This window comes from Bradyrhizobium sp. JR4.3, from assembly GCF_040547695.1.
GTDB classification, from domain to species: domain Bacteria; phylum Pseudomonadota; class Alphaproteobacteria; order Rhizobiales; family Xanthobacteraceae; genus Bradyrhizobium; species Bradyrhizobium canariense.
This window is the reverse complement of record NZ_JBEPQF010000001.1, coordinates 305,652-330,868: the sequence shown is the minus strand read 5'-3', so window position 1 is coordinate 330,868 and position 25,217 is coordinate 305,652. Positions and strand designations below refer to the sequence as shown.

Below are 25,217 nucleotides of genomic sequence, written 5' to 3'. Positions count from 1 at the left end.
TTCCTCCCGACCCGCCTCCCCTTAACAACACCGGAATTGCTGCCTATATTGAAATCTTCCGCAACCAACGAAAGGAGGTGATCCAGTGTCTTTTACCAAGCGCTGTCACCTCGCTGGGATCGCCCGCTAAGCTTTGAATAAAGGCTTGGCATCGGGGCGCTCTCAGCCCTGGACCAGCGAGCAACAAATCGGGCGCGACGGGGGCCTCTCCGCCGCGCCTTTTTCGTTGGCATCGCGCCTGCTGTTCAGGGGAGCGCCTCGCCGGCGAGCACCTCGCGGATCCTCAGTGACAGGTCCGCCTTCCGGTACGGCTTCCTCAGCAACGCAACGCCGGAACCGAGATGACCCTCGTGGTCGAGGGCGTTGTCGGTATAGCCGGACGTATAGAGCACCCTCATCCCCGGGCGGAGGCGCCGCACGGCCTCGGCCAATTCCTGCCCGTTCATGCCGCCGGGCATGATGATGTCGGTGAACAGCAGATCGAATTGGGCGCCCTGCTGCACCAGCGCAAGCGCGGTTGCGCCGTCGCCGGCTGCGAGGGTGCGATAGCCGAGGCTGCCGAGCTGGGCGATGACATAGCCCTGCACCAGCGGATCGTCCTCGACGACGAGAATCGTCTCGTGCCCGCGTGCCGCCGCGGGCGCCTGCAGTGGCCCGGTCCTCGTCTGCGCTCCGCCCGCAGATCGCGGCAGAAACAGCCGAATCACGGTGCCGCGGCCTTCCTCACTCTCGATCGCAACGCTGCCGCCGCTCTGCTTGGCGAAGCCGTAGACCATGCTGAGGCCGAGCCCGGTGCCGCGACCGACCCCTTTGGTGGTAAAGAACGGCTCGAACACGCGGTCGCGGAGGTCGGCGGGGATGCCGTGGCCGGTGTCGGCCACCGCGACCATGATGAAGGCGCCGCACGTAGCGTCGCCGTCACCAGCACCATCCAATTCGCGGTTTGCCGTCTCGAGCGTCAGCGTGCCGCCGCCAGCCATCGCATCGCGCGCATTGACGGCGAGATTGATGATCGCCGACGACAGCTGCGACGGATCGGCCATCGCCGCCCAGGCGTCGTCCGCGAGGCGGGTGACGATTTCGACGTTTCCGCCCAGGATCGGCTTCAACAGCTTCGCCGTCTCGAGCACGAGGCCGTTGACGTCAATCTCGCGCGGCTCCAGCGGCTGGCGACGCGCAAAGGTCAGGAGCTGCGAGGTGATCTCCGCGCCTCGCGCCGCCGCATCGTCGATGAGCTGGGCGATCGCGGCGAGGTCGGGCTTGTCCGCCAGCCCCTCACGGATGATCTCGATGGTGCCGGTGATGACAGTGAGCACGTTGTTGAAGTCATGCGCGACGCCGCCGGTGAGCTGGCCGATCGCATCCATCTTCTGCGACTGGCGAAGCCGCTCCTCGGTCTCGTGCTGCTCGGTCAGATCGGTGGCCGAACCACGATACCCCATGAAGCGTCCATCGGCGCTGAACACCGGCCGGCCGTTGACGCTGAAATGGCGCGCGCGGCCAGCCGCATCGCGGCCGCGATATTCGAACTTCCGGAACGGCTCGTGGCGATCCAGCGTCGCCAGGTGACCGCGCCATTTCTGGGGCTCGGCATCGCGGTCGAAGGCGGCGTCTGAACGGCGCCTCCCGATCAGCGCCTTGTGGTCCATGCCGAAAGCATCGGCCCGATCTGAAATGTAGGTGAACACGTGATCCGGCCCGGTCTCCCAGAACCAGTCGGATGCGGTCTCGGCATAGTCACGGAAGCGCTGCTCGCTCGCGCGGGCGTTCTCCTCGGCGTGCTGCCGGATCTTCAGGTCACGCTCGAGATTCCCATTGACCTCGCGCAGCTCGCCATAGGCATGTTCGAGGTTGGCGCACATGGCGTTGAAAGCAACGACCACCTTGTCCAGCTCGTCGGCCTCGTAAGGCGGCCGGCGCTCCAGGCGCAGAGCCGGCGGCGGCCGTCCGAGGCTGTACTTGCCGACGTACTCGGCGATGGCGACGAGATGCCGGGTCACCAGCAGATGAAACATGTAGATGATGAACAACGAGACGAGGAACGTCTTTGCCGCCTGGCTTGCCAGAATGACGAGGGCCCTGTTCAGCAATTGCTGATAGACGTCGGTCAGCGTCGCCTCGACCCGCAGCGTGCCGATGGCGCGCGAGGTCCCCTGCACCATGGTGCTCAGCGGAAATTCCCGGGTCATGATCGAACGGGTGTTTCGCTCGCCGACTTCGACACGGATCGGATTGGGCCGATCGACGATCTCGCGGACCTCCGCCGCACGGATGTCAGGCAGCCGCAGAATGCCATCGAGCTGGAGCTTGAGCTGGTTCTGGTCGAGATTCCATAGGCTCTCTCCAAGGCTGCCCGTGGTGCTGCGGCCGATCTCGTCCAGCCGCGTCTCGATCAGTCCGACCTCACGATTGTAATCCAGATAGAGCTGGAGCGCAGTCAGGGTCAGCGTCACGACCGATGAGAACAGCAGCACGGCGGCAAGCAGCCGGGGCCCGACGCCGCTGCGCGACCAGTTGAAGATCCGCGACAGGAGCGCCGCGAACATCGGAGGCGCGAGCGCGGCGCCGATGCCGGTCAAATCCTGCTTCGCAGCCACCGGCGCAATGGCGCGGCGGCGCTTGGTATCATCGTCACCTGCGTTGCCCATGCACCACGTCCCCGAAAATGGCGGCACCTGCTCAGCCTGCCGACCGCAACCGCGAGCAAAGTGAACGGTTGAGGCCCTGCCTCAGCACGCGGTGCGCGTGGCGATCCTGTCGGCCGATGATCCTATCGGCCCTTGATCCTGTCGGCCCTTGGGCGGCCTGAGTTCGACGGGGTCATATCTTGCGCCCAGCAGCAGGATTCCCGGGCAAAGTACCACCTCGCGTGCTAGAATGACATCGGTGAAAGCCCGGAGCCGCCCGCACAGCGCGAACGTGCTGTCAACGTTGCGGACCGGCGCAGCTGCCATCTCCGGTAGATCGCGCGGCACCGGAATCCGATGGTGGCAGGGCACGCCCAAGAGGCATGGCCAGGGAGATGCGTCATGAGGCGGATAGTCGTGGTCTGCCTGTTGCTGCTCGCGGCAGGCCCGTCGCAGGCGCAAGAAGTCATCCGGCTCGCACGCATCGCCGATATTCCCGATCAATATGTCGGCGGCGAGATGCTCCGCGCGGTCTATGCCAGGCTGAACATCAAGCTCGAATTCGAGGATGTCCCCGGCAAGCGCGCGCTCGCGCTGTCGAGCACCGGCCAGGTCGACGGCGAGGTCCAGCGGATCGGAACTCTCTCTCGCGACTACCCGACGCTGATCCAGGTGACACCTGCGATCAATTACATCGAGCCCGCTGTCTTCACCACGAAACTGCAGTTCGACGTCGCCGGCTGGAATTCAATCAGGGACTACAGCATCGGCATCGTACGCGGCGTCGGCTCGTCGGAAGCCGGTACGCGCGGCATGACCCGGGTCACGGCGACGACAAGCCTCGACAACATGGTCAAGATGCTCGATGCCGACCGCTTCGACGTGATGGTCACCGACCTCTTCAGCGGGTTGGCCGCGGTGAGGAAGCTCAATCTCCAGGCCAGGATCCATCCGCTCTCACCGCCTCTCGAGCGCATCAGCATCTACCACCATCTGCATGAACGGCATCGCGATCTCGTGCCGAAGGTCGGAAGGATGATCGAGCAGATGGAGGCGACCGGCGAACTCGCCCGGTTGCGGGAAACCCTGATCAAGCAGGTGCTGAGCGGGATGTGACACGCGGTCAGTTCGAGCGAGGCCGCCCCCTCACCGCTACCGCGGCGGCTTAGAAGCCGCAAACGCTCATTGCGCGCGGGCGCTTGCCGCGCCGGCTTTCGACGATGCGCTCGCCGCCGCTCTCGGCCGAGCTGCCGTAATAGCGGTGGTGGCCGCTCTGGTCGTGCAGATCCGCAGCGTCCGACTTTCCTGCCCGACGCGCGTCGCAGATGATATTGCAGATGATCTTGATGGTCGACATGGCCGCCTCCGAAGTGTTCTTAGTGGCCATCAGTCGCGCCGATTTCGAGCGGCGTTCACACCTTTCGGCCGCAATCGGGTTTCGGGAAGGTTTCGTCGCCGCACCCCGCGACGCAATATTTTCCGCAGCCCCCATTGTCGGCTGCGACGGTGGTGATACGTCCTTCGGACGCGCGCAGCGAAAATCAACGAGGTGACGATGCTTTACGCCATCCTGGCCTATCACGTGGAAGACGAGATCTTGTCCTGGACGCCCGAGAAGGACGCCGCGGTCGTGGCCAAAGTCATCGAGGTTCAGGCACCGCTGCGGGCAAGCGGGCATTTTGGCCCGGCCGCCCGCCTGGATGAGACCCGAAAGGCCCGCACCTTGCGTGGCCCCGGCGCGGGCGTCGTGCTGGACGGCCCATTTGCCGAAACCAAGGAGCAGCTTCTGGGCTTCCACCTCGTCGAATACGACACGGACGAGGAGGCGATCGCGGCCGCGCGGACGCTGCGTCAGGTCAATCCGTCAGCGGTCTACGAAATTCGCCCGGTCAAGCTTTACGTGCCGGCCGACGGGTTCGGCACGACGCAAGGCTGAGCCGCGGCCCTACGCGTCCGTCCCGGTCGGCCCGACATAGAAGCGCTGGATCAGCAGGCCGCCGAAGGCGATGAACCACACGAACGGCGCGACCTGCGGCGCGAACGCCGCAACGACCGTGCCCGGAATAAACACCAGCAGCGGAAACAGCGAGGCCATGATCTCGTGGCGCCAGCCGCCCAGGATCCTCCACCACAGCCAGGCATTGAGGCCGGCGATGGTGGTCAGGTGCAGGCCGTAGAGCACGGCGACCGCACTGCTCGTGGGGTAGTTGGTGTAGAGGCCGTTGGTCACCGGCAGCAGCACGATCGACAGCAGGAAAAACAGATTGAGGATCACCGCGCCGCGGCTGCCGACGGGCTGGCGCGCCAGCCGGCGGTGATGGCTGATCCAGAACACGCCGGCGATGATGAAGCTGAGCGCAAGACCCGCGAGCTTGCCGGAATAGACCCGGGCCAGATCGTTCCAGTCGGGCGCGCTTGTGAAGACCGCGGCCCTGGGCAGATCGTAGGCGAGCAGCGTCATGGCAACGCCAAAAATGGTGTTGCTGAGCGATTCCAGCCGTCGCATCTCGAACTGGTCGGATTTGAGCTCGGTCATGCCGGGTGGCGCTTTTCGGAATGGAACCTTGGGCCGTCTTGTCCCTAGGTCTTAACATCGGTCCCGTCCAGACGCATTGCGATTCGCAGCGGGATCGCCGAGTCTGGCTGTTTCACCGGGGCGATTCGTGGCGACATATCTGGACACGCTCAATGCGGAGCAGCGCCGCGCCGTGGAGCATGGTGTGGCCGATGGTGCGACCGTGGGCGCGCCCCTGCTCGTCATCGCCGGTGCAGGCTCCGGCAAAACCAACACGCTGGCCCATCGCGTCGCGCACCTGATCGTCGCGGGCAGCGATCCGCGCCGCATCCTCCTGATGACGTTCTCGCGGCGCGCCGCGGCCGAGATGGCCGGCCGGGTCGAGCGCATCGCCCGAAAAGTGCTCGGCGAGAACAATGCCGCGATCATGCGTGACGCGCTCAACTGGACCGGCACCTTCCACGGCATCGGCGCACGGTTGCTGCGCGAATATGCCGAGCGGATCGGCGTCGATCCTGCCTTCACCATCCACGACCGCGAGGATTCCGCCGACCTGATGAACCTGGTCCGGCACGGGCGCGGATTGTCAAAGACGGAGAGCCGCTTTCCCGCCAAAGGCACCTGCCTGTCGATCTACTCGCGCTGCGTCAACGCCGAGATGGAGATCGAGAAGGTGTTGGGGGCGCACTATCCCTGGTGCGCAGGCTGGGCGGCCGAGCTGAAGGGCCTGTTCGCGGCCTATGTCGAGGCCAAGCAGGCCCAGCACGTGCTCGATTACGACGACCTCCTGCTCTACTGGTCGCAGATGATGAGCGATGCGACGATCGCGGAAGAAATCGGCGGCCGCTTCGATCACGTCTTGGTCGACGAATATCAGGACACCAACCGCCTGCAATCCTCGATCCTGCTGGCGCTGAAGCCGGACGGGCGCGGCCTCACCGTCGTCGGCGACGACGCGCAGTCGATCTATTCGTTCCGCGCCGCCACTGTCCGCAACATCCTGGATTTTCCGCAGAGCTTCTCGCCGCGCGCCGAGATGATCACGCTCGACCGCAATTACCGCTCGACGCAACCCGTGCTGGCAGCGGCCAACGGCGTCATTGGCCTGGCGCGCGAGCGCTTTACAAAGAACCTCTGGACCGACCGCGCCGGCACGCAAAAACCACAGCTCGTCACCGTGCACGACGAGGCCGACCAGGCCCGCTACATCGTCGAGCAAGTGCTGGCCACTCGCGAGCAAGGCGCGCTGTTGAAGCACCAGGCGGTGCTGTTCCGAACGTCCTCGCATTCGGGCCCGCTGGAGATCGAGCTCACCCGCCGCAACATTCCCTTCGTCAAGTTCGGAGGGCTCAAGTTTCTCGATGCCGCGCATGTCAAGGACGTGCTGGCACTGCTGCGCTTCGCTGAGAATCCGCGCGACCGCGTCGCCGGCTTTCGCATCCTGCATCTGTTGCCGGGCATCGGACCTGCGACGGCGCAGCGTGTGCTCGACCAGATGGCGGAGAGCTCCGATCCGCTCGCCGCGCTCGGCCAGCTCCCGGTGCCGCCGCGCACCGGCGCGGACTGGACCGGCTTCGTCCGCACCATCGAAAATTTGCGCTATTCGGAATGGCCGGCTGACCTCGAACGCGTGCGGCTCTGGTACGAACCGCATCTCGATCGCCTGCACGAGGATTCCGAGACGCGCCGCGCCGATCTGATGCAGCTCGAGCAGATCGCGAGCGGCTATGCCTCGCGCGAGAAATTCCTGACCGAGCTCACGCTCGATCCACCGGATGCGACCAGCGACAAATCCGGGCCACCCTTGCGCGATGAGGACTATCTGATCCTCTCCACCATCCACTCCGCCAAGGGCCAGGAGTGGAAATCGGTGTTCGTGCTCAACGTCGTCGACGGCTGCATGCCGTCGGATCTCGGCGCCGGCACCAGCGCCGAACTCGAGGAGGAACGCCGCCTGCTTTATGTCGCGATGACGCGCGCCAAGGACGATCTGCACCTCGTGGTGCCGCAGCGCTTCTTCACTCACGGCCAGGCCGCCAAGGGCGACCGCCATGTCTACGCCTCGCGCACCCGCTTCATCCCGGAGCAGCTGGTCTATCTGTTCGAGCGCACTGCCTGGCCGAAGGCCGGGGCAAGCGCAGCGCGCACCGCCGCGCAAGGCCCGAAGGTCGACATCGGCGCTCGAATGCGCGGAATGTGGCGGTAACGCCGGCTACGCGCCCAGCCGGTCGAACTGGACCTTGCCTGCCTTCATCACCATCGGGATGTGCTCGCCCTGGCCGAGCAGGCAGGCCACGTCGCGGAGCGGATTGCCATCAACCACCAGCAGGTCCGCAGTGGCTTCGGGCATGATGCGACCGAGCTTGCCCTCCATGCCGAGCACCTCGGCGCCGACCAATGTCGCGCTGGCGATGACGGCGCGCGGCCCGAGAATTTCGGCACGGATGCGGAATTCGTCGCTCTGGAGCCGTTGGGACGGCCCAAGCAGGTCGCTGCCGAACCCCATCTTCACGCCGGCGTCGCGGTAGATCGTGAGCGAACGCAGGCCGGCGTCGCGGACATCGGCGATCTTGGCCACGCTTTCGGGCGGCAGGCCGTATTGGGCGCCCTCGTTGGCCAGCGCCTCGTAGGTGACGAGCGTCGGCACCACATAGGCGCCCTTCTCGGCCATCAGCTGCGCGGTCGGAGCATCGACCAGATTGCCGTGCTCGATGGTACGCACGCCGCAGCGCACCGCGCGTTCGATCGCGGCAGCAGTGTAGGCGTGGGCGAGCACATAGGTCTGACGCCCGCGCGCCTCCTCGACGATGGCGCGGATCTCGTCCTCGGAGTAGCCGAAGGCGCCGACCGGGTCGGTCGGTGAGGCGACGCCGCCGGAGGCCATGATCTTGATCTGGTCGGCGCCCATCTGGAGCTCTTCGCGCGCCGCCCTTCGCACGCCATCGACACCGTCGGCAACGCGCGCCAGCGCGCCGACACGCACGCAGCACGGGCACGGTGCGTCGCTGGCGAGGTAGTCCGAGCGGGCTCGCATGTCGCCGTGGCCGCCGGTCTGGCTGAGCGCACGTCCCGAGACGAACAGCCGCGGTCCGTCGGTGAGCCCGGTCTCGATCGCCTGCTTCAGCGCATGGCCGGCACCGCCGGCGTCGCGCACGGTGGTGAAGCCCCGCCGCAGCATGCCGCGCAGCAGCAGTGTCGAACGCAGCGTCACCAGCACGTTCGGCATGTGCACCTGCTGCGCCAGATTGAGCTCGACGGCGATCGCATGCACATGCAGGTCGATCAGGCCGGGCATTAGCGTCTTGCCCTTCAGATCGACGGTGCGGTCGGCTTCCACTTGGAGCGGCCGATCGGAGACCTCCTTGATCAGACTGTCCTCGACCAGCACATGATGATCCTCCAGGAGGTCCGGCTGAAGCGGATCGAGCAGAGCGGCGTTCTTGAAGAGCACACGGGACATGACGACTTCCTGTCTGATCAGGACTGGACGAGCAACGCGGGCAAGGCGAGCTGGGCGAATGGAAGACACGTAGCGATATCGTCTTCGCCGTACCAGCCTGCCTCATGGAGCAGATTGAGCGAGCCGAGCGTGCGCCCGCGCCAGCGCACGGGCATGTTGAGCACGCTTTCGCAGCCGAGCGAAGCGATCAGCTCGTGATCGGAAAACACCTCGCGCAGATCGTCCCGGGTGCGGCCGACATAGGCCTCGCCGCGGTCGAGCACAGCCTCGGTCCACGGCCCCGGCGCCAGGCGTTTGCGTCCGCCCGCCGGGTAAGGTCCGGGGAGATTGGAATACACCCGCGCTGCTTCCCTCGTGTCGTCGTCATAAGTCAGGATCGTGAACAGCTTGTGGCCGATCGCCGATTTCAAGGCGTCGTCCAGCGCCGAGTACAGGGCATCCGGCTGATCCGCCCTTCCCTGCGCGGCCGCCACGGCGCAGAGCAGCGGATCGCACCGGCGTTTTGTCTCCCTCATGCGACTTCACCCGCCGCGATCTCTTCCAGCGAACGGCCGCGTGTCGGCACGCCCATCAGCACCACGGTGAGCGCGCCTAACAGCAGCACGCTTGTGGTGAGGCCGAAGACGCCGGCGAAGCCGAAATTGGGATAGAGATAGCCGACCAGGATCGGCGAGACGATCGCACCGATGCGGCCGATCGCGGAAGCGAGCCCGGCGCCGGTGGTTCTGACCGCCGTCGGAAATACCTCGGCGGTATAGGCATAGACGCCCGCATAGGTGCCGTTCATGAAGAAGGACAGTAGAATTCCCGCCACCATGATGTGCTGGTCGCTCTGCGCGAACGCAAGTCCAAGCGCGCTGGCGCCGCCGAGCACCATGTAGGATGCGATGGTCGCCTGCCGACCGATGCGCTCGTTGAACCAGGCGGCGCTGAAATAGCCGGGAATCTGCGCGCAATAGATCGCGATCGAATAGGCGAAGCTCTTGGTGATGCTCATGCCGTTCTGGACCAGAAGGCCGGGGATCCAGACGAAGAAGGAATAGTAGCTGAACGTGATCGCAAGCCACATGATCCAGGTCATGATGGTGATGCGCGCCTGGCGGCCGGCGAGGAGCGCGGCGAAATTGGCAAGCAGCGTCCCACCAGTCACGGCAGGCGCCGCGGCTTCGACGACCGGTTGCGGCAGGACATGGCCTTGGCTCGCAAAGCCGGCCTCGATCCTGTCCAGCACGGCTGCGGCTTCCTTCTCCCGGCCCCGGCTTTCCAGCCAGCGCGGCGATTCCGGCAGCGCCCTGCGCCACCACAGCAGCATGACGACCGGCACCGCGGTGATCACAAGAACGATGCGCCAGCCATTCTCATAGGCGGGCACGATGAAATAGCCGAGCAAGGCCGCCGCGACGAAACCGAAGGAGAAGAATCCGGCTAGCGCGCCGGTAAAGCTGCCGCGGTAACGCCGTGCGACGAATTCCGCCAGATAGGGCGCAATGATTGCGCTCTCCGCGCCGGTGCCCATGCCCGCGACCACGCGGGCGGCGAAGAAGAACGACCAGTCGTTCACCGCCGCGCTGACGATGGATGCGACGCAATAGAGCGCCAGCGCCGACATCATCACCGCGCGACGGCCGATCAGGTCACCCAGCGTGCCCGCCAGCAGCGCGCCGAACAGGAAGCCGATATAGGTGCTGCTGCCGAGCACGCCGATCTGAACGCTCGACAGATTCCAGGTCGTGCGCAGCACCGGCAGGATGAACGCCAGCACGGCCGCATCCATCGCGTCGAACGTATAGCCGAGCCCGCCCATCAGCAGCAGATGCTGATGGAAGCGCGCGAATGGAAGGCGCTCGATGCGCGCCGAAATCATCGACATGAAAGTCCCCCTCTGTCTGGCGGCCCGGCACTCCGCTCATCCCTGGGGAACCATAGACAAGGAGATATTATCGTCATAATTTATAATCATGATCTAGTACATCACTATGGTGAATGTTCTGTCGTTCCGAACGCTCGACCTCAACCTGCTGAAAGTCTTCGAGGCCCTGATGACCGAGGGCAGCGTCACGCGCGCCGCCAACGCGCTTCTGATGACGCAGCCTGCGGTCAGCAACGCGCTCGCACGCCTGCGGGACGCGCTCGGCGATCCCCTGTTCGTCAGGTCCGGCACCGGCATCCGTCCGACCCAACGCGCCGTGGTGCTGTGGGAGCCGATCGGCGAAGCGCTCGAAACCGTCCGCGGCGCGCTCGACGAGCAGGTGTTCGACCCGCACCGTGCGCAGACAGAGTTCAGCCTGTCGATGTCGGATTACGTCGCCTCGCTGGTGATGCCGAACCTGCTGAACCATTTCGGCAAGGTCGCGCCCAAGGCGCGAATCCACACCGTTCCCAACACCGTCGTGGAGATCGCCGACCAGCTCGAAGACAATCGCGTTGATTGCGTGCTCAGCGTCTATGTCAACGAGGCGCAGCAGCCGGCCGCCATCCGCTCGCGCTCGCTGTGGACCGTCGACTACGCCTGCTTCATGCGGCGTGGCCATCCGCTCGCGGCGATGAAGCGGTTGAGCACGCGCAGCTTCCTCAACGCGGGGCATGTCGATGTGAGCCTCGCCGGCAAGACCTTGCCGTCCTACGACCTCTTCCTCGCCTCGCGCGGGCTATCGCGCAACCTGGTCGCGACCGTCAATCACTACAGCGCCGCCTACGAAATCGTGCGCCAGTCGGACCTGATCGCGGTGCTGCCGAGCGATCTGCGCTCGCAATCCCGGCACGCGCCGTTCCTGCACGCCATGCCGCTTCCGCTCAAGGCGCCGCCGCGCATCGTCAGCCTGTTCTGGCACCAGCGCAACGACACCGTGCCGGCGCAGCGCTGGCTGCGCGAGACCCTGGTCGAGATGTTCGCCAGGTCCGACTGAAGCCGCGGGCCCCCCCGACACCAAGAAGAAAGGGAAACAATGGGTTTCTCGAAGCAGCATTGCGCATCAGACCCGGCTGCTTAGCTCCAACCAAACCAATCCCCTCCCCCAGTGACAGGCGCGCAAGCCGCGCCCGCAGAGACCTCATCAATGACCGCACCGCTTGAATTCGGACTGGACACCTTTGGCGACGTCACCAGAGACGCCTCCGGCGCGACGCTTCCGCACGCGCAGGTGATCCGCAACGTCGTCGACGAGGCGGTGCTGGCCGACGAGCTCGGCCTCGACTTCATCGGCCTCGGCGAACATCACCGCGCCGACTTCGCGATCTCCTCCCCTGAGACCGTGCTGGCCGCCATCGCGTCGCGGACCAGGCGCATCCATCTCGGTTCGGCCGTGACGGTGCTGAGCTCGGATGATCCGATCCGCGTCTTCCAGCGCTTTGCCACGCTGGACGCGCTCTCGAACGGGCGCGCCGAGGTGATCCTCGGCCGCGGCTCATTCACCGAATCCTTTCCGCTGTTCGGTTTCGACCTGCGGGCTTACGAAGCGCTGTTCGAAGAGAAGCTCGATCTGTTCGCAGCGCTGCTGTCGCAGAAGCCGGTGACCTGGGAAGGCAAGCTGCGTCCGCCGCTCAAGGGACAGCTGGTCTATCCCCCGGTCGCGAACGGCACGCTCAAGACCTGGATCGGCGTCGGCGGCAGTCCGCAATCGGTGGTGCGCGCCGCGCATTATGACCTGCCCTTGATGCTCGCGATCATCGGCGGCGATCCCGCGCGCTTCGCGCCCTTCGTCGATCTCTATCACCGCGCGTTCAGGGAGTTCGGCCGCCCGGCCCAGCCGATCGGCGTGCACTCGCCAGGCTACATCGCCGAGACCGACGAACAGGCGCGCGAGGAGCTGTGGCCCGACTACAAGGCGATGCGCGATCGCATCGGCAAGGAACGCGGCTGGCCGCCGATGGGCCGCGACGAATTCGTGAGCGAGGCCGAGCACGGTTCGCTCTATGTCGGCTCGCCGGAGACGATCGCGCGCAAGATCGCCAAGACGGCAAAGGCACTCGGCATATCGCGGTTTCAGCTGAAGTATTCGGCGGGCCCGTTGCCGCATGGCAAGCTGATGAAGAGCATCGAGCTGTACGGCCGGAAGGTGGTGCCGATGGTGCGGGAGATGACGGGGTAAGGCGATCGGATCCGCTCAGTCCGTCTTCGCCCTACGGGCTTCGCCGGACACCACGCTCCGTCCTTCGCGCGCATCACGTTGGCTGCGCCACGCGAAGCCCGAAGGGCGAAGCGTGGTGGGGGAGGCAGGACTCGAACCTGCGAAGCCATAAGGCGGCTGATTTACAGTCAGCTCCCTTTGCCACTCGGGACACTCCCCCGCTCGACGGCAGCACAATCGGGCCGGACCTTGCCGGCGACCGAAGACGGCCATGGAACGTGAAGGCCGCGACAGCCCGGATGGGGGCGCGACCGGGCGCGGTTATCGGCGAAGCGATGGGGTAAAGTCAACCGAGGCGAACAGCTAAAATCGCCCCCGACACCACCCAAATTGCCATATTCCGGGACCCGTGACACAAGCGAGCCCATGAAGGATCGAAAATTCAACCCGAGGGGCCCCCGCGGCGGGTCTAAGCCCTTCAACAGGCCCGGAAAATCGGCCGGTCGCCCGGCCCGGCGCGATCGCGATTCGGACACCGACGGTCCCGTCATCCTCTATGGCTGGCACACCGTCACCATGGCGCTCGCCAACCCCCAGCGGCAGATCCGCAAGCTGACGCTGACCGAGAATGCCGCAAGGCGTCTGGCGGACGAGAACATCGCAACCCGCATCACGCCCGAGATCGTCCGGCCCCAGGAGATCGACCGCCTGCTGTCGCCCGACGCCGTGCACCAGGGCCTGCTCGCCGAGGCCGATCCCCTGCCCTCTCCCGACATCGAGGATTTGGAGCAGGACGGCATCGTGCTGGTGCTCGACCAGATCACCGATCCGCACAATGTCGGCGCCATCCTGCGCTCGGCTGCGGCGTTCGCCGTGAAGGCGATCGTCACCACCGCGCGCCACAGTCCGGAAGCGACCGGCGTGCTGGCCAAGGCCGCCTCCGGCGCGCTGGAGCTGGTGCCGATGGTGACGGTGCAAAACCTCGCCCGCGCACTGACCACGCTGAACGAGCTCGGCTTCCAGACCGTCGGACTGGACAGTGAAGGCAGCGCGGATCTCTCAGAGGTCACCCTGCGCGAGCCGCTCGCGCTGGTGCTGGGCGCGGAAGGCAAGGGCCTGCGGCAATTGACGCGCGAGACCTGCAGCGTCGTGGCGCGGCTCGACATGCCCGGCGAGATCAAGAGCCTCAACGTCTCGAATGCCGCCGTGCTCTCGCTCTATGTCGGCGCCAGCCGGCTCGGGCTGATGAAGCTGTAACAAAACAAAAGAAAACGCCCGGCCGCATCGCGGACGGGCGTCTCGTTGGTTTAACCGATCAAGCGATCAATAATAGCGGCGCAGCACGCGGTGGCCGCCATAGTACGGCGCATGGCGCGGGGCGTAGCCGTAGCGCGGACCGTAGCCGTAGTGTGTGCGCGGCAGATAGCCGGCGCGCGGGCCGTAGCCGTAGCGATACGGACGGTAATACGGGCGGCGGTAGGGATAGGCAGCCGGCGCTTCGACCGCGGCGGCGCGATAGCCATAGCCGTGCCCATAGCCATAGCCACGGCCGTAGCCGTAATTGGCAGGCGCAACCACCGCGTCCTCACGGTAGGTCGGATACGGCGCGAAGGCGCCCGGGCCAGTGTAGGTCGGGCCCTGGTTGACATGATAATATTGCGTGGTGGGCTCGGCGAGACGCTCATAGGCGCCATAGCCGTAGCCGTAGCCGGCCCCATAACCGCCGCAGCCGGTGTTGCAGCCGGAATAGACCGGCGCGACCGGCTGGCACGGATCGAAGCCGCAGGCCGCGGCGGGCGCGGCCCCGATGAACATCACGGCAGCCGCCGCGACCAGTCCCGAAATCATCTGACGCATTACTCTCTCCTGTTGATTTCCGTTTTTTGGATTTTGTCGTTTCTTAACCCGGCGGTTTGCCGGGCATCTCTGCACGCGGCCGCGGCCGAGGACGCCGCGGATAGTCGTTGATCTCAGGCGCGAGGATCACCGGCGGCGGATTGACGGGCACGTCCATCTGCGGCGGCAGCGGCGCCGATTGCGCGCCCCAGCTCTGGTGATAGCTCTCGGCTGGCTTGGGCATTTTGCGGTTCGCGGGCGGCTCGACCTCGAGCCGGCCATAGCCGGGCCGCAGGCCCAGCGTCGGGTAGTAGTGGCCGACGTCCGTGGGCTGGCGCTCGGCGACATAGCGTCCGCCATAGATCGTGGGCTGCACCTGCACGTTCTTCCCCAGGCCCCAGGTCCCCTCGACCACGGCATAGGACGCGTCGATGTTGTTGATGATGATGGGGACGCCCGGCCGGCCGGGAACGACGATATCGAAGCCGCCGCCGGCAAACGCCGTCGCGGGCAGTCCGATCAGAAAGGCGGCGAGCGCAGATGCGCGCATGAGGGGATCCCATTTATCCGGCGACAACCTACCCGATGGCGCCGCAGAGAGGGTTAAGGTCCTCTCACCAATTGCCGGTAAGCCTAATGTGTAAGGATTGCGCGCCGCTCAAATGCTGCAAAGCGAACTAGCGAAGCATTAACGCCGCCGGATCCTGCAGTCCGGAACCATAGCGCGTGCTCACTTCCGTTTGACTATCGCCGACGAAAATCCGCCGGTTTCAGCGGAACGTCCGGCGTCTTCGGCGTTTAGCCCCCGTCAACAAAACGGGAGCCAAACAATCATGAACGTCAAACTTCTCGGAGCCACGGCGATTGCGGCGACCCTGGTGACGGGCTCTGCCATGGCGCAGGCCGTGATCACCAATCCCGGCCGTTGCGCGGCGCAATTCCCCAACGCCAACTGCCAGAACGTCGGACCGGGAAATCCGTACACCGACAGCGGCTATCGGCATCGTCGCGTGTCCTATCGCCAGACCAACAACGGCGACTGGAATAACGACTGGAACAGGAGCCGCACCGGCTTCTGGCCGACCGACGTCGCCGCCGGCGCGGTCGGAACAGCCGCGGGCGTGGCCGGCGCAGCCATCGGGACTGCAGGCGCAATCGCAACCGCCCCGTTCCGTGCCACGAACGACGCCTACGCCTACGACAATGGCTGGGATAACCGCGGCTGGGACAATCGCGGTTGGGACACCCGCACCTACGCCCAGCGCAACGGCTTCGTCTGCACGCCCGGCACCTGGTTCAAGGGCGAAGACGGCCGCCGGCACATCTGCCAATAAGGCGATTCAACCGAACGCGACAGATCAGGCGGCCTTCGGGCCGCCTGATTCATGTCTGCATCGGGCATCGCGGGTTCTGGCACTTTCCGGTCAAGTCTGGTATTGCGGCGCGCACGGGCGGACGGCTCCGGCGTATGCTGGTCCCTGCCCGCTTCTCCAGGCGTCGCCGGCTTAGCTCAGCGGTAGAGCAGCGGTTTTGTAAACCGAAGGTCGGGGGTTCAATCCCCTCAGCCGGCACCAGCTTTTGAGCGCAAGGCTCACTTCGAATGCTTAGGTGCGCTGCCTTGCTCGAAGTGCTCAGCGCCTGATATTTCCACCCAGGCATGTTTCGACTGCTCGAAAACCGAGCGGATGGGCGCCGGGTAGTCCGGATCCGCGATCGCGCCCACGGCAACGCCGATCATCGCAGGCAGATTGTCCGCCTTCCAATAGACCGTCGAACCGCACTCGGGACAAAAATAGCTGCGGACTTTGCCGCCGCTTGCGGCTGTCCCGACGTACTCCTTCGACGTTCCCGAGATCGTAATAACCTCTGTGGGATAGAAGGCACCGACACCGAACGGCGCGCCGGTTCGGCGCTGGCAGTCAATGCAGTGGCAGGCAACGACGAGGCTGGAAGGTCCTGGAAGCGACAGCGCGAGAGCGCCGCACCTGCATTGGGCATCGATCATCGGGATTCACTCCACCTGCGTTGGTCCTCTAGTTCGGAGGGAGCGCAGCGCAATCCGGGCTACAATTGATCGAGCCGCCACAGCCCGAGGCTCTTGTCGCGCCAGCCGCCACCGCCCTCCTCGCAATGCTCCTTGATCAGCTCGCGCGGTGCCGGCCAGTCGAACGGCGCCTTCTCCATGTTCAGCGCGCGCCAGTCGCCGTCCTCGCAATCGCGATTGTCGTCCCATTCGGGAAACGTCGTGACCAGCAGGAAACGCGCGCCGCTGGCGCGAAAGTTCGCGACGGCGCGGGCGATATTGCCGAAACTCAAATGCACCAGGCAGTCCCGGCACAGAACGACATCCGCGCGCGGCAGTGCATCGCGCGTGATGTCGGCAACGAGAAACCGGCCGGACAGCTCGCTGCCAGCGATGCGCTTGCGATTGGACGCGATCAGCGACGGCACGATGTCGATGCCGGTGTAGTCGAGATCCAGCTTCATGCGGCCGATCCAGCCCGCGTCCCCGCAGGGCGCATCGAGCAGCGAGCGCGCGCCGAGCCGTTGCAGCAGTGCAGGAAGCGCCTTGCGGACCGCGGCGGTCGCGGGATCCTCCGAGCCGAGGCCCGACACCGATGTGGCCGCGCCCCACAGGTTGGTCCGCTCGATCCGCTCGAACCGCGCGGCGAGATCGAGGCCCGCGAAATTGTCGCGGTCGGCGGCGAACCGCTCATGGGCGAGCACGGGTGGACGATTTGAGGCCATCGGACCAGACATGAGTCAAAATTCCGTCGCAAGCCTAGCATAGAGCAAGCGCGCCATCGTCCGAATCCCTCGCACGAACACACCGATGATCACCCGACGAACGGCGCTGACCACCATTGCCGCCCTGCTGGCACCCGTCGCCGTACGCGCCGCGTCGGGCGAGGAATTCAGCGTCGCTTCCGGCCCCGACAGCCTGCCGGTATCGCGCTATGCGGCAGCAGCGGCCGGGAAACGGCCCGCCGTGATCGCGCTGCACGGATCGCGCGGCATCGAGCTCAGGCCGCGTGCTTATGAGCGATATGCCGAGGCGCTGGCGGCCAGGGGCATCGACGCATACTTTCTCCGCTACATGACGCCGGCCGACACGGCTGCGCTGACGCCGAAATCCAGCACGCATGAAAGCCGCGATGCTTATTACACGGCGCGGTACGACGGTTGGGCCGATACGGTATCCGCGGCCATGACCGCCATCCTGAATCGCCCCGACAGTTCGGGGCGTATCGGCCTGCTCGGCTTCTCGCTCGGCGGTTACATCGCCGCCGACGCCGCGGCGCGCGATAACCGCATCGCTGCGCTCGCCGTACTCTATGGCGGCATGCCCAAGGCCATGATCGCCAAGATCAAGCACCTGCCGCCCCTGATCGTGTTGCATGGTGAGGAGGACCGGAACGTGCCGATCGCCGAAGGGCACCGGCTCGTCGAACTCGGCAAGAGCGCCAGCGCCGAAGCCGAGTTCGTGCCCTATCCGGGCAAGGCCCACGGCTTTGACTTTTCCGACACCGATCCGGCGACGCCGGATGCGATTGATCGCGTCACACGGTTCTTCCAGCGAAAGCTCACCACCTGACCGAACCTTCTGGTGCGGACCGCCATGCGGATTGGATCGACGGTCGACTTGAACTAGGATGCATGCCCCATGCGCCCCACCATCAAAGAAAAAGCCAGGATCGCCGCCGGCGCGGCGGCGGCCGTCGTCATGACGGCCGTACCGTTCGCATTCGCAATGGGATTTCTGCTGGCGCGATGAGTGCGCAACGCGGCGGACGGATGCCGCCGCGCTGACTTAGGCGGCGCGCACCGTGTGGAGGAATTTCCCGACCTCGTCCTTCAGCCGGTTGCTGTCGGTCGCCAGCATCTTGGCGGTGGAAAGCACCTGCGAGGAGGCCGAGCCGGTCTCGGCTGCACCGCGCTGCACGTCGGCGATGTTGGTGGAGACCTGCTGGGTGCCGTGGGCGGCCTGCTGCACGTTGCGCGAGATCTCCTGGGTCGCGGCGCCCTGCTCCTCGACGGCCGCGGCAATGGTCGACGACACTTCCGAGAGCCGCTCGATCGTCGCGGAGATGTCGCGGATCGCGTTGACGGATTCCTGGGTCGCGGTCTGGATGCCGGAAATCTGCTGGCTGATCTCGCCGGTCGCTTTCGCGGTCTGCTCGGCCAGCGTCTTCACCTCGGCGGCGACGACGGCGAAGCCGCGGCCGGCCTCGCCGGCGCGTGCCGCCTCGATCGTGGCGTTGAGTGCCAGGAGGTTGGTCTGGCCGGCAATCGTGTTGATCAGCTCGACGACGTCGCCGATGCGCGTCGCCGCAACCGAGAGCTCGCTGACACGCACCGTCGTGGTGCGGGCCTGGGTGACGGCCTCGCCCGCCATCCGCGCGGATTCCTGCACCTGCCGGCTGATCTCGTTGACCGAGGAGGACAGCTCCTCCGTGGCGGTCGCGACCGACTGCACGTTGCTGGTGGCTTCGCCCGAGGCAACCGCGACGACCGAGGTCAGTTCCTGCGCACGCTGCGCCGTAGTGGCCAACGTCGAGGACGACGCTTCGAGCTCGGTGGACGCCGAGCCCACCGTCTCGATGATCTCGCCGACCGCGCGCTCAAAACCGTCGGCAAGGTTGACCATGTCGCGCTTGCGCTGATCGGCGGCCTGCTTCTCCACTTCGACCTGCGCAGATTTGAGGCGCTCGACCTCGATCCCGTTGGTCTTGAAGATTTCGACCGTCCTGGCCATGTCGCCGATCTCGTCGCGGCGGTCCTTCTCGGGCACTTCGGTCTTGAGATCGTTGCGGGCAAAGCCCTCCATGGCGAGCTTGAGGCGGGCAATCGGCCGGGACATCGCGTTGAGGCCGATGAACAGCGCGATCGCGATACCCATGATCAGGCCGCCGGCGCTGACGCCGATCACCGTCCAGGTCGCGGATCTGGCGTCGCGGTTGATGGCGTCCTTGCTCTTGGCGACCGCCTCTGCGGTCTCGCCCACGAACTTGGCAATGCGCCCCAGGGCCGCATCCATCACCGGATCGCACTCCTTGTGCGCACGCTCGGCCGCCTTGGCATTCTCTTCCGGGCTGCTTGCGAGCGAGCCTGCCTTCAGCACCGGATCGCAGCCGGCGAACACAGCTTTCAACTGGTCGCCGATGCTCTTGATCTGGCTCGCACGCGGCTGATCGTCCTGCTCCGCCGCCTCCAGGAATTGACGGATCTCATCGCGGTTCTGCGTCGCGGTCTTGAGACGGTTGGCGTTGCCCGCCTCCGTCGCCTCGGTGAAGACCGCATAGAGCGCGGCATGATAGGTCTCTGCGCGGCGCTGGGCCCGCGTCAGGTTGAGCGCTGAGGATTGTGCTGCGGAAAGCTCGGCGAAGCCGTCGACAGTTGCCGAGAGTTCGCGCGTGCCGAAGCCGGCGACGGCGACCATGGCAAAGCCCATCACGGCGACGATCAGCGCGACCTTCCACACGATTTTCAGATTGTTCAAAACGCTCATTGCAGCCGCCCCAGTGATTTTCTGCCGATGCATATTCCCAGCACCGTGCATTGGAACCAGCTGACGTTAAGATTTGATGCCAAATGTCCCGGGTAGTCTTACGGAAAACTAACTATTTTGGCTTCCGCCGTAAGCTTCGCGTAAGCTTCGGCCTATTCCGGGGCGCGAGCCGGGCGTGGAATGCCGGAACCGGTCGCCGGTGTCCTCCGTTGTCGGCCCATGCGGATCAGGGAAGAAAACCGAAACATGTTTCTGCTGGCCACCGTGACGCTGTGCTGTAGCGCCTTGGCCGCGGCAATTGCGTTGTTCGAACCGGCTCCGGCAGAGCAGCAGGCCCAACGGGCAGTGATCGATGTGACCGCTCCGACGCCGGTTCGGGTGGTCGGGGCTCCGTTCAAGCCCAACCTCAATCCGCGGGAGCGCTAGCGCTCACCCCGGCGAGACGTCGGCGCCCTCCTCGGGACGGCGTTTGGCGCGGGCCAACTCCTCAACGAACGCGATCACCTCCGCCCGTTTGTCGGGCGGCAGCGAGAGGAACGCGCGGACGAGCCTCAAGCCCTCGGCTTCGGCTGAATGGTCTGCTTTGGCATCCATTCCCCACTGTCGGGCGGCCGGGAAAAATATGCAATCCCCCACGCAACAGCTTCTTGATTCGGCCGGCCAGCTTTGCTGGAATAGCCCCGACAGGGGTGCACCATGAAGTGGATCACGGAACGCGACGCGTTGATCGCGCAGACAATGGCCTTCGTCCAATCGGTGACCGGCAAAAAGGATGACTTGCATCCACCGGAGATCCCGATGGCGACAGTGGCCGCGTCGGTGCAGATCGTCCCCGTCAACACCGTCGTCGAGAGCAAGCCACTTCCGCCCCAACCCTTGCCTCTCCCGCCGCAGCGCGCGGCGAGCCACGACGTCCGCACCGAGATGCATGCTCGCATCGCCAATTTCCGCAAGCATCAGGAGCGGTTCGAGCGCGAGCGCGAGGAGTATTGCGCGGCCACCCTGACCAAACTGCGCGCCGCCATTCGCGACGCCTCCCCCCGGCCACCGGCTGAAAAGTAAAGCCGGGGCCTCCCGTCGCTGGCCTAAAGCCAGGACCACACCAGCCAGAGATTGGCCGCGCAGGCGCCGAACAGGGCCAACGTGAGGGGCAGCAGCATGCGCCCGCAAGAGGTTTTCAGGTCCGTCGTCATGGCCGAAAACATCCGCTGATTCCGCCAAATGAGTCCCGGGGATTCTTTTTTTCGGGATTCAGGACTCGTTAAGGACTCAGGGCCCGGCGCCCCCGATCACGGCCGCGTGACCGACCGGTTCAGTGGAACCCCTCCTCCGCAAAGTCGTTAACGCGTTTTCCGGGAGCGGGAAGAATGCCCTACGCCCTGTTCTGCAACGACGCCCAGATCAGCAAGGCCTATCCTGATGAGTCCGACGTCTGGAGGCTCGCGCAGCGAAGTGGCCTCGTCGTGGACGTATCCGCAGATGACAACCGCCCCGGGCCACGCCGGGTGCTCGACAACGATTACGAGATCAAGCCCTGCCGGGCCGCACAGGGCGAGGACCCGGCCCGGAACAAGGCGGAGGCTGATCGCCAGGCGAGGATGGAGCTCGAGCTGAATTCGTAAGGCCCGGCCGGAAGCTGGAAAGTCAGAGCCCAAAAGTCAGAGCCCTGGTGAATCTCAGGGCGTCGCGGTGGCCAGCGAGGCCTGCTCGCCCGCCAGGGCCACGCAGGCTTTCCGGCGATGCAGCCCACGGATCGCGCCGGTGACCTTCAGCACCTTGCCGAAGGAGCACGAGGCGTCCTTGACGAAGGCCACCTCATAGGGTGCCAGCATCAGAGGCTCGGATTTGAGGATTGTTTGGGCAGCGCATGGCAAACTGACGAAGCACGAGAGCACCACAGCCGACACCAAGATACGCATGTCCGTCGTCCCACCAGCCCGGTAATTCTCATATAACGCGTTCCGGCGCGCGAGTTCCGTAAGCTGCAAAAATTATTTTTGCTTTACCCGAGCTCCATGACGCGCGTGAGAAAGCGCGCGCCAAAACGTTTGCTTGCAAATGACGCGCCAGATGGTTGACGCAATGCAAACGACAGGAGGTGGCAACCGGAGCCCGGCAAACGAAAGGCCGGCGGGAGCCGGCCTTTGTCAGATCGTGGTTGTTGGTGGCGCGTCAGTAGCGCGAGGCTGCCGGACCGCCCCAGCCAAAGCGGTAGTTCACGCCGACCTTGACGGTATGCTCGTCCTCCCGGCCGCGGACGCCGACAACGTCGACCGGACCGGAGGTGATCGTCGTGCTGCCGAAGTTGTAATACTGGTACTCGGCCTTGGCGGACCAGTTCGGCGCGAACATGTATTCGAGGCCAGCGCCAACGGTATAGCCGTCTTTGCTGTTGCCGGTCGCGGTGAAGGGCTGCGGCACGCCGGCAATATTGACGCCGAGGCCGCCATTGCGCCAGGCATAACCGCCCTTGGCGTAAAGCAGCGCCGGACCCCAGGTGTAGCCGATGCGGCCGGTCACCGAGCCGAGCTGGTCGGTATTGGAGGTCACCTGCGTGCCCAGCGGGAACGTGGCACCGCCGTTGTTGGTCGGCAGCCAGGAATACTGGGCCTCGACACCCATGACCCAATTGGGCGCGAACTGGTAGTCGAAGCCGCCCTGGACACCGCCGAGGAAGCGCGCGTCGCTCGACTGGAAGCTGCTGTCGCCCGCAAAGGCGCCGCCGACATGGCCGCCGATGTAGAAGCCGGTCCAGTTGTAGATCACCTGCGGCGGCGTGTAGGCCGGAGCCTTGGTGTAGGTGCGCGCCTGCATGTCGGCTGCTGCAGCCGGCGCGGCCAGCGCAAGCAGGGCAACTGCACCCAGCAAAATCCTTTTCATGATCATCCCCGTTCTTTCAAATTCGACACTCAGGAAACAACGTGGCGTGAATTGGGTTGCTTCGAGGCGATGCCGGAACGTTGATCGTTCGTGACTGTGACGGAGCGGCAACAACGCGATTTTGTTCCGTCCCGCAGGCGCGTGCCGACGGTTTTTTTCCGTCGGAAACAGAACCCGCCGTAACGATTAGTCGCAACGCAAAACCACTCCGTTCAAAGCTCCCCGAAATGTGATCCGGCAGCTCCGGCGGGCTTTCTCCTATCACCGAGCGATGAAGGTGGGCTTTGCGCTACCGCGTCATCTTTTCAAGTTCCGGAAAGGGTACGTAAACCGCGCCCGCGCACAGCTCGCTGGCACGATCGACGACGCGGTCCGCCCGACCGTTGACGAAGATCACGGCGCGCTCCCTCATGGCCTTGTAGGTGCCGTCGGTCTCGCGTGGGGTGAAGTGCAGGCAACTGACATAGAACTGCCGGCCTCCGACCTCGCGCTGCACCGGCTCAGCCATGCTGGCGTCACGCACGCCGACAGGATTGTTCAAATAGCTGCGCATCAAGGCCAGCGTGTCGCCACGGAAATTATCCGGGAACGGTTGTGGACCTCCGGCCTGAGTCCCGTCCATCAGAGTTGGACGGTCACCATCGCTGCCGAAACATCCCGTGAGCGCCAGCGGCAGTGCCAGCATCAACGCCAAGCTCACTGCGCGTTCCGCAAGTCGCCGCACCGCTTACGCTCTCCGCTCCATCAGTCTCGGAGACGTTCCAGCCCCAAGGTTGCAATGATGCATGTCTACAGGTGTTTTGCCCGACGAGTCAAACGGCTTCGTAAAATCCGCAGATGAGCCACCCGTCAAACCATTGATTTATCTACCACCCGCTACTGTGCATGGGGTTGTTTTCGAGGTTTTGTTTGCGGCCGCCAAACCTGGGACGTTGCTCGCGGGCTTCAGCATGGTCGTACCGGCCCGCCGCCAGCACCTCGAGCTTTCGCCCAAGGCGTGACGAACGGGCCGGTCCTGAATTCCTCACGCGGCGGTTGGGGCAATGCTAGGACGCCGCCGCGCAGGATCAGTCGTTAGCTGCGCTTCTCCATCGTCGCCGGCTTGGTCACGTCCGGCTGCGTCTTCAGCGACTTCTTCGCTGAGAGATGCTTGTGGTGGTGGCGATGCGAGCGCACGGTCTTGTGCTCGTCGGGAGTGACCGCGGCGTTGGCGTTCATCGCCTTCGACTTGGTGTCCACCTTGGCGTCCGCCTTGACGTCCGAAGCCTTGACGTTTGAAGCCTTGGCATCGGGCTTGAGGCCGGCATCGGGTTTCGCGGCGGTGGTGGACACCTTGGTCTGGCTCTGGTCTGCCTTGATCACCGGCGTGGTCGTGGTGGTCTTGCCGGCCTCGGCTGCGAAGGCCGGGGCTGCGATCACGGAAGCTGCGAGCAAGGCTGCGGAAATGGTCTTCAACATGGTTGGTCTCCTCTTTGAAGGATCTTGAGGCGGGCGCCCTCTCGCCAACCCTTTGATCGTAGGTTGGAGCCTAGGGGGCACGCACTGAACCCAATCTGAAGCCCGCAGCAGGCTTCCGTTCATCTGGATGACAAGTTTGTCATCCGCCCGCAGGGCGAATAGGCCAGGATGCCGGGAATGTTTTTGCCTGATGGGTGTTCCGGTCTTTGGGCAATCGTGTAGGATCGCCACGTTCCATACCGGAGAACTTAGATGCGCAAACTCTCAACGCTTCTTGTGCCGGGACTTGTCGCCATGACATTGGCGGCCGGGCCGGCTCTGACCAGCGCTTATGCCGCAGGTGGCGACACCCCCTCGTCGCCGCCATCGTCGGACACCTCGACCAAGAAGGGCAAGAAGAAGAGCTCCTCCATCAGCGATCCGAAATTCCTTGCTGCCTATCGCACCGCCTACACCACGATCTATGACAATCACGACTACACCGGCGCGATCGGCCAGCTGAAGTCGCTCAAGCGCGACGACGTCGCCGACGTCGCCAATCTGATCGGCTACTCCTATCGTAAGCTCGGCGATTACCAGTCGTCGAAGGTCTATTACGAGCTGGCGCTGAAGGACGATCCGAACCACGTCCGCACCTGGCAGTATTACGGCCTCTGGCAGCTCGAACAGGGCAATCGCGAGCAGGCGCAGTATCACCTGAACAAGCTCGCCTCGCTCGCCGGCACCGACAGCTCCGAATATCGCTCGCTCGCCGCCGCGCTCGACAAGCCGACCGGGGCGACCCTCGTCTATTAAACGCATCGCATCTTCGCACGAGGCGAACGGGCACAACCGCAGGGTTGTGCCCGTTCTGCGTTCTCGGCTA

Annotated in this window: 29 protein-coding genes and 2 tRNA genes; 14 read left to right on the top strand and 17 right to left on the bottom strand. The window is 65.0% G+C overall.

Going from position 1 to position 25,217, the window contains the following annotated elements; translation table 11 throughout:
- Positions 1–245: 245 nt before the first annotated feature.
- Positions 246–2,648: an ATP-binding protein gene (locus ABIB91_RS01715; protein ID WP_354158833.1), complete on the bottom strand. Its 2,403-nt coding sequence runs from the start codon at positions 2,646–2,648 to the stop codon at positions 246–248.
- 381 nt (positions 2,649–3,029) lie between these two features.
- Between ABIB91_RS01715 and ABIB91_RS01710 the strand changes: the two genes are divergently transcribed.
- Positions 3,030–3,743 carry a substrate-binding periplasmic protein gene (locus tag ABIB91_RS01710; RefSeq protein ID WP_354158835.1) on the top strand — a complete coding sequence of 238 codons (714 nt, stop codon included), beginning with the start codon at positions 3,030–3,032 and terminating at the stop codon, positions 3,741–3,743.
- A gap of 49 nt (positions 3,744–3,792) precedes the next feature.
- On the opposite strand, the gene ABIB91_RS01705 is transcribed toward ABIB91_RS01710, so the two are convergent.
- A complete protein-coding gene (locus tag ABIB91_RS01705) occupies positions 3,793–3,984 on the bottom strand; it encodes a hypothetical protein (RefSeq protein WP_354158837.1) in 192 nt (63 codons plus the stop codon).
- Between the two features lie 198 nt (positions 3,985–4,182).
- On the opposite strand from ABIB91_RS01705, the gene ABIB91_RS01700 reads away from it, so the two are divergent.
- Positions 4,183–4,563: a YciI family protein gene (locus ABIB91_RS01700; RefSeq protein WP_007602906.1), complete on the top strand. Its 381-nt coding sequence runs from the start codon at positions 4,183–4,185 to the stop codon at positions 4,561–4,563.
- A gap of 9 nt (positions 4,564–4,572) precedes the next feature.
- On the opposite strand, the gene ABIB91_RS01695 is transcribed toward ABIB91_RS01700, so the two are convergent.
- Complete coding sequence (locus ABIB91_RS01695; RefSeq protein ID WP_007602905.1) at positions 4,573–5,163, bottom strand: TMEM175 family protein; 591 nt, start codon at positions 5,161–5,163, stop codon at positions 4,573–4,575.
- A 127-nt stretch (positions 5,164–5,290) separates the two neighbouring features.
- Between ABIB91_RS01695 and ABIB91_RS01690 the strand changes: the two genes are divergently transcribed.
- Positions 5,291–7,348, top strand: coding sequence for an ATP-dependent helicase (locus ABIB91_RS01690; protein WP_354158839.1), 2,058 nt, complete (start codon positions 5,291–5,293; stop codon positions 7,346–7,348).
- Between the two features lie 6 nt (positions 7,349–7,354).
- Here ABIB91_RS01690 and ABIB91_RS01685 read toward each other — a convergent pair whose 3' ends face one another.
- From ABIB91_RS01685 to ABIB91_RS01675, 3 genes are read right to left on the bottom strand one after another with little or no spacing between them, the layout of a single operon-like run.
- Positions 7,355–8,602 (bottom strand): metal-dependent hydrolase family protein, encoded by a 1,248-nt coding sequence (locus ABIB91_RS01685; RefSeq protein WP_354158841.1) that lies wholly within the window; start codon positions 8,600–8,602, stop codon positions 7,355–7,357.
- A 17-nt stretch (positions 8,603–8,619) separates the two neighbouring features.
- A complete protein-coding gene (locus ABIB91_RS01680) occupies positions 8,620–9,117 on the bottom strand; it encodes a GAF domain-containing protein (RefSeq protein ID WP_354158843.1) in 498 nt (165 codons plus the stop codon).
- Positions 9,114–10,472: an MFS transporter gene (locus ABIB91_RS01675; RefSeq protein ID WP_354158845.1), complete on the bottom strand. Its 1,359-nt coding sequence runs from the start codon at positions 10,470–10,472 to the stop codon at positions 9,114–9,116. Before ABIB91_RS01675 ends, ABIB91_RS01680 begins: the two co-directional genes overlap by 4 nt.
- Positions 10,473–10,578: 106 nt before the next feature.
- Here ABIB91_RS01675 and ABIB91_RS01670 point away from each other — a divergent pair, with 106 nt between their 5' ends.
- On the top strand, positions 10,579–11,508 hold the full coding sequence (locus ABIB91_RS01670) for a LysR family transcriptional regulator (protein WP_354158847.1): 930 nt from the start codon (positions 10,579–10,581) through the stop codon (positions 11,506–11,508).
- A gap of 150 nt (positions 11,509–11,658) precedes the next feature.
- On the top strand, positions 11,659–12,690 hold the full coding sequence (locus ABIB91_RS01665; RefSeq protein ID WP_354158849.1) for an LLM class flavin-dependent oxidoreductase: 1,032 nt from the start codon (positions 11,659–11,661) through the stop codon (positions 12,688–12,690).
- Between the two features lie 113 nt (positions 12,691–12,803).
- Here the strand turns inward: ABIB91_RS01665 and ABIB91_RS01660 are convergent.
- Positions 12,804–12,889 (bottom strand) — tRNA-Tyr (locus tag ABIB91_RS01660).
- 206 nt (positions 12,890–13,095) lie between these two features.
- Here ABIB91_RS01660 and rlmB point away from each other — a divergent pair.
- The gene (rlmB, locus tag ABIB91_RS01655; protein WP_354158851.1) at positions 13,096–13,926 is read left to right on the top strand and encodes a 23S rRNA (guanosine(2251)-2'-O)-methyltransferase RlmB; all 831 of its coding nucleotides are present in this window, start codon (positions 13,096–13,098) and stop codon (positions 13,924–13,926) included.
- 66 nt (positions 13,927–13,992) lie between these two features.
- On the opposite strand, the gene ABIB91_RS01650 is transcribed toward rlmB, so the two are convergent.
- A complete protein-coding gene (locus tag ABIB91_RS01650; protein WP_354158853.1) occupies positions 13,993–14,526 on the bottom strand; it encodes a hypothetical protein in 534 nt (177 codons plus the stop codon).
- A gap of 43 nt (positions 14,527–14,569) precedes the next feature.
- The gene (locus ABIB91_RS01645) at positions 14,570–15,055 is read right to left on the bottom strand and encodes a hypothetical protein (protein WP_354158855.1); all 486 of its coding nucleotides are present in this window, start codon (positions 15,053–15,055) and stop codon (positions 14,570–14,572) included.
- Positions 15,056–15,338: 283 nt separating this feature from the next.
- Here ABIB91_RS01645 and ABIB91_RS01640 point away from each other — a divergent pair, with 283 nt between their 5' ends.
- Together ABIB91_RS01640 and ABIB91_RS01635 are read left to right on the top strand one after the other, a co-directional pair.
- Positions 15,339–15,839, top strand: a complete 501-nt coding sequence (locus ABIB91_RS01640; RefSeq protein WP_007602678.1) for a hypothetical protein — start codon at positions 15,339–15,341, stop codon at positions 15,837–15,839.
- Between the two features lie 165 nt (positions 15,840–16,004).
- A tRNA-Thr gene (locus ABIB91_RS01635) sits at positions 16,005–16,079 on the top strand.
- 17 nt (positions 16,080–16,096) lie between these two features.
- On the opposite strand, the gene ABIB91_RS01630 is transcribed toward ABIB91_RS01635, so the two are convergent.
- Both ABIB91_RS01630 and ABIB91_RS01625 read right to left on the bottom strand, forming a co-directional pair.
- The gene (locus tag ABIB91_RS01630; RefSeq protein WP_354158857.1) at positions 16,097–16,510 is read right to left on the bottom strand and encodes a GFA family protein; all 414 of its coding nucleotides are present in this window, start codon (positions 16,508–16,510) and stop codon (positions 16,097–16,099) included.
- Positions 16,511–16,569: 59 nt separating this feature from the next.
- Positions 16,570–17,253, bottom strand: a complete 684-nt coding sequence (locus tag ABIB91_RS01625) for a class I SAM-dependent methyltransferase (RefSeq protein WP_354159288.1) — start codon at positions 17,251–17,253, stop codon at positions 16,570–16,572.
- A gap of 85 nt (positions 17,254–17,338) precedes the next feature.
- Between ABIB91_RS01625 and ABIB91_RS01620 the strand changes: the two genes are divergently transcribed.
- Positions 17,339–18,100, top strand: coding sequence for a dienelactone hydrolase family protein (locus tag ABIB91_RS01620; RefSeq protein ID WP_354158859.1), 762 nt, complete (start codon positions 17,339–17,341; stop codon positions 18,098–18,100).
- A gap of 216 nt (positions 18,101–18,316) precedes the next feature.
- Here ABIB91_RS01620 and ABIB91_RS01615 read toward each other — a convergent pair whose 3' ends face one another.
- Entirely contained in the window at positions 18,317–20,014 is a 1,698-nt protein-coding gene (locus tag ABIB91_RS01615; protein ID WP_354158860.1) for a methyl-accepting chemotaxis protein, read from the bottom strand.
- A gap of 246 nt (positions 20,015–20,260) precedes the next feature.
- Here ABIB91_RS01615 and ABIB91_RS01610 point away from each other — a divergent pair, with 246 nt between their 5' ends.
- Positions 20,261–20,440 carry a hypothetical protein gene (locus ABIB91_RS01610; RefSeq protein ID WP_354158862.1) on the top strand — a complete coding sequence of 60 codons (180 nt, stop codon included), beginning with the start codon at positions 20,261–20,263 and terminating at the stop codon, positions 20,438–20,440.
- A gap of 3 nt (positions 20,441–20,443) precedes the next feature.
- Here ABIB91_RS01610 and ABIB91_RS01605 read toward each other — a convergent pair whose 3' ends face one another.
- Entirely contained in the window at positions 20,444–20,608 is a 165-nt protein-coding gene (locus ABIB91_RS01605; RefSeq protein ID WP_007602663.1) for a hypothetical protein, read from the bottom strand.
- Between the two features lie 102 nt (positions 20,609–20,710).
- Between ABIB91_RS01605 and ABIB91_RS01600 the strand changes: the two genes are divergently transcribed.
- Together ABIB91_RS01600 and ABIB91_RS01595 are read left to right on the top strand one after the other, a co-directional pair.
- Positions 20,711–21,076 (top strand): hypothetical protein, encoded by a 366-nt coding sequence (locus ABIB91_RS01600; RefSeq protein ID WP_354158864.1) that lies wholly within the window; start codon positions 20,711–20,713, stop codon positions 21,074–21,076.
- Positions 21,077–21,381: 305 nt separating this feature from the next.
- Entirely contained in the window at positions 21,382–21,636 is a 255-nt protein-coding gene (locus tag ABIB91_RS01595; RefSeq protein ID WP_007602660.1) for a hypothetical protein, read from the top strand.
- Positions 21,637–21,690: 54 nt separating this feature from the next.
- Here the strand turns inward: ABIB91_RS01595 and ABIB91_RS01590 are convergent, their stop codons facing one another.
- The 3 genes from ABIB91_RS01590 to ABIB91_RS01580 form a co-directional block, all read right to left on the bottom strand.
- Positions 21,691–21,933 (bottom strand): hypothetical protein, encoded by a 243-nt coding sequence (locus tag ABIB91_RS01590; RefSeq protein ID WP_345946858.1) that lies wholly within the window; start codon positions 21,931–21,933, stop codon positions 21,691–21,693.
- 253 nt (positions 21,934–22,186) lie between these two features.
- Positions 22,187–22,894 carry an outer membrane protein gene (locus tag ABIB91_RS01585; protein ID WP_219683804.1) on the bottom strand — a complete coding sequence of 236 codons (708 nt, stop codon included), beginning with the start codon at positions 22,892–22,894 and terminating at the stop codon, positions 22,187–22,189.
- Between the two features lie 289 nt (positions 22,895–23,183).
- Positions 23,184–23,579: a hypothetical protein gene (locus tag ABIB91_RS01580; RefSeq protein WP_035961651.1), complete on the bottom strand. Its 396-nt coding sequence runs from the start codon at positions 23,577–23,579 to the stop codon at positions 23,184–23,186.
- A gap of 100 nt (positions 23,580–23,679) precedes the next feature.
- Between ABIB91_RS01580 and ABIB91_RS01575 the strand changes: the two genes are divergently transcribed.
- Positions 23,680–23,895, top strand: a complete 216-nt coding sequence (locus ABIB91_RS01575; protein WP_354158867.1) for a hypothetical protein — start codon at positions 23,680–23,682, stop codon at positions 23,893–23,895.
- A 73-nt stretch (positions 23,896–23,968) separates the two neighbouring features.
- Here ABIB91_RS01575 and ABIB91_RS01570 read toward each other — a convergent pair whose 3' ends face one another.
- Complete coding sequence (locus ABIB91_RS01570) at positions 23,969–24,352, bottom strand: His-rich protein BRANT (protein ID WP_354158869.1); 384 nt, start codon at positions 24,350–24,352, stop codon at positions 23,969–23,971.
- A 252-nt stretch (positions 24,353–24,604) separates the two neighbouring features.
- On the opposite strand from ABIB91_RS01570, the gene ABIB91_RS01565 reads away from it, so the two are divergent.
- Positions 24,605–25,147: a tetratricopeptide repeat protein gene (locus ABIB91_RS01565; RefSeq protein WP_354158871.1), complete on the top strand. Its 543-nt coding sequence runs from the start codon at positions 24,605–24,607 to the stop codon at positions 25,145–25,147.
- Positions 25,148–25,217: the final 70 nt, after the last annotated feature.

Bases quoted from the DNA above. Each gene is read 5' to 3' on its own strand.
- ABIB91_RS01665 (WP_354158849.1), top strand. From the start codon at position 11,659: ATGACCGCACCGCTTGAATTCGGACTGGACACCTTTGGCGACGTCACC.
- ABIB91_RS01585 (WP_219683804.1), bottom strand. From the start codon at position 22,894: ATGAAAAGGATTTTGCTGGGTGCAGTTGCCCTGCTTGCGCTGGCCGCG.
- ABIB91_RS01625 (WP_354159288.1), bottom strand. From the start codon at position 17,253: ATGGCCTCAAATCGTCCACCCGTGCTCGCCCATGAGCGGTTCGCCGCC.
- ABIB91_RS01695 (WP_007602905.1), bottom strand. From the start codon at position 5,163: ATGACCGAGCTCAAATCCGACCAGTTCGAGATGCGACGGCTGGAATCG.
- ABIB91_RS01640 (WP_007602678.1), top strand. From the start codon at position 15,339: ATGAACGTCAAACTTCTCGGAGCCACGGCGATTGCGGCGACCCTGGTG.
- ABIB91_RS01615 (WP_354158860.1), bottom strand. From the start codon at position 20,014: ATGAGCGTTTTGAACAATCTGAAAATCGTGTGGAAGGTCGCGCTGATC.
- ABIB91_RS01705 (WP_354158837.1), bottom strand. From the start codon at position 3,984: ATGTCGACCATCAAGATCATCTGCAATATCATCTGCGACGCGCGTCGG.
- ABIB91_RS01610 (WP_354158862.1), top strand. From the start codon at position 20,261: ATGTTTCTGCTGGCCACCGTGACGCTGTGCTGTAGCGCCTTGGCCGCG.
- ABIB91_RS01595 (WP_007602660.1), top strand. From the start codon at position 21,382: ATGCCCTACGCCCTGTTCTGCAACGACGCCCAGATCAGCAAGGCCTAT.
- ABIB91_RS01645 (WP_354158855.1), bottom strand. From the start codon at position 15,055: ATGCGCGCATCTGCGCTCGCCGCCTTTCTGATCGGACTGCCCGCGACG.
- rlmB (WP_354158851.1), top strand. From the start codon at position 13,096: ATGAAGGATCGAAAATTCAACCCGAGGGGCCCCCGCGGCGGGTCTAAG.
- ABIB91_RS01685 (WP_354158841.1), bottom strand. From the start codon at position 8,602: ATGTCCCGTGTGCTCTTCAAGAACGCCGCTCTGCTCGATCCGCTTCAG.
- ABIB91_RS01620 (WP_354158859.1), top strand. From the start codon at position 17,339: ATGATCACCCGACGAACGGCGCTGACCACCATTGCCGCCCTGCTGGCA.
- ABIB91_RS01670 (WP_354158847.1), top strand. From the start codon at position 10,579: ATGGTGAATGTTCTGTCGTTCCGAACGCTCGACCTCAACCTGCTGAAA.
- ABIB91_RS01600 (WP_354158864.1), top strand. From the start codon at position 20,711: ATGAAGTGGATCACGGAACGCGACGCGTTGATCGCGCAGACAATGGCC.
- ABIB91_RS01700 (WP_007602906.1), top strand. From the start codon at position 4,183: ATGCTTTACGCCATCCTGGCCTATCACGTGGAAGACGAGATCTTGTCC.
- ABIB91_RS01630 (WP_354158857.1), bottom strand. From the start codon at position 16,510: ATGATCGATGCCCAATGCAGGTGCGGCGCTCTCGCGCTGTCGCTTCCA.
- ABIB91_RS01710 (WP_354158835.1), top strand. From the start codon at position 3,030: ATGAGGCGGATAGTCGTGGTCTGCCTGTTGCTGCTCGCGGCAGGCCCG.
- ABIB91_RS01580 (WP_035961651.1), bottom strand. From the start codon at position 23,579: ATGCTGGCACTGCCGCTGGCGCTCACGGGATGTTTCGGCAGCGATGGT.
- ABIB91_RS01570 (WP_354158869.1), bottom strand. From the start codon at position 24,352: ATGTTGAAGACCATTTCCGCAGCCTTGCTCGCAGCTTCCGTGATCGCA.
- ABIB91_RS01680 (WP_354158843.1), bottom strand. From the start codon at position 9,117: ATGAGGGAGACAAAACGCCGGTGCGATCCGCTGCTCTGCGCCGTGGCG.
- ABIB91_RS01650 (WP_354158853.1), bottom strand. From the start codon at position 14,526: ATGCGTCAGATGATTTCGGGACTGGTCGCGGCGGCTGCCGTGATGTTC.
- ABIB91_RS01605 (WP_007602663.1), bottom strand. From the start codon at position 20,608: ATGGATGCCAAAGCAGACCATTCAGCCGAAGCCGAGGGCTTGAGGCTC.
- ABIB91_RS01715 (WP_354158833.1), bottom strand. From the start codon at position 2,648: ATGGGCAACGCAGGTGACGATGATACCAAGCGCCGCCGCGCCATTGCG.
- ABIB91_RS01575 (WP_354158867.1), top strand. From the start codon at position 23,680: ATGTCTACAGGTGTTTTGCCCGACGAGTCAAACGGCTTCGTAAAATCC.
- ABIB91_RS01590 (WP_345946858.1), bottom strand. From the start codon at position 21,933: ATGCGTATCTTGGTGTCGGCTGTGGTGCTCTCGTGCTTCGTCAGTTTG.
- ABIB91_RS01565 (WP_354158871.1), top strand. From the start codon at position 24,605: ATGCGCAAACTCTCAACGCTTCTTGTGCCGGGACTTGTCGCCATGACA.
- ABIB91_RS01675 (WP_354158845.1), bottom strand. From the start codon at position 10,472: ATGTCGATGATTTCGGCGCGCATCGAGCGCCTTCCATTCGCGCGCTTC.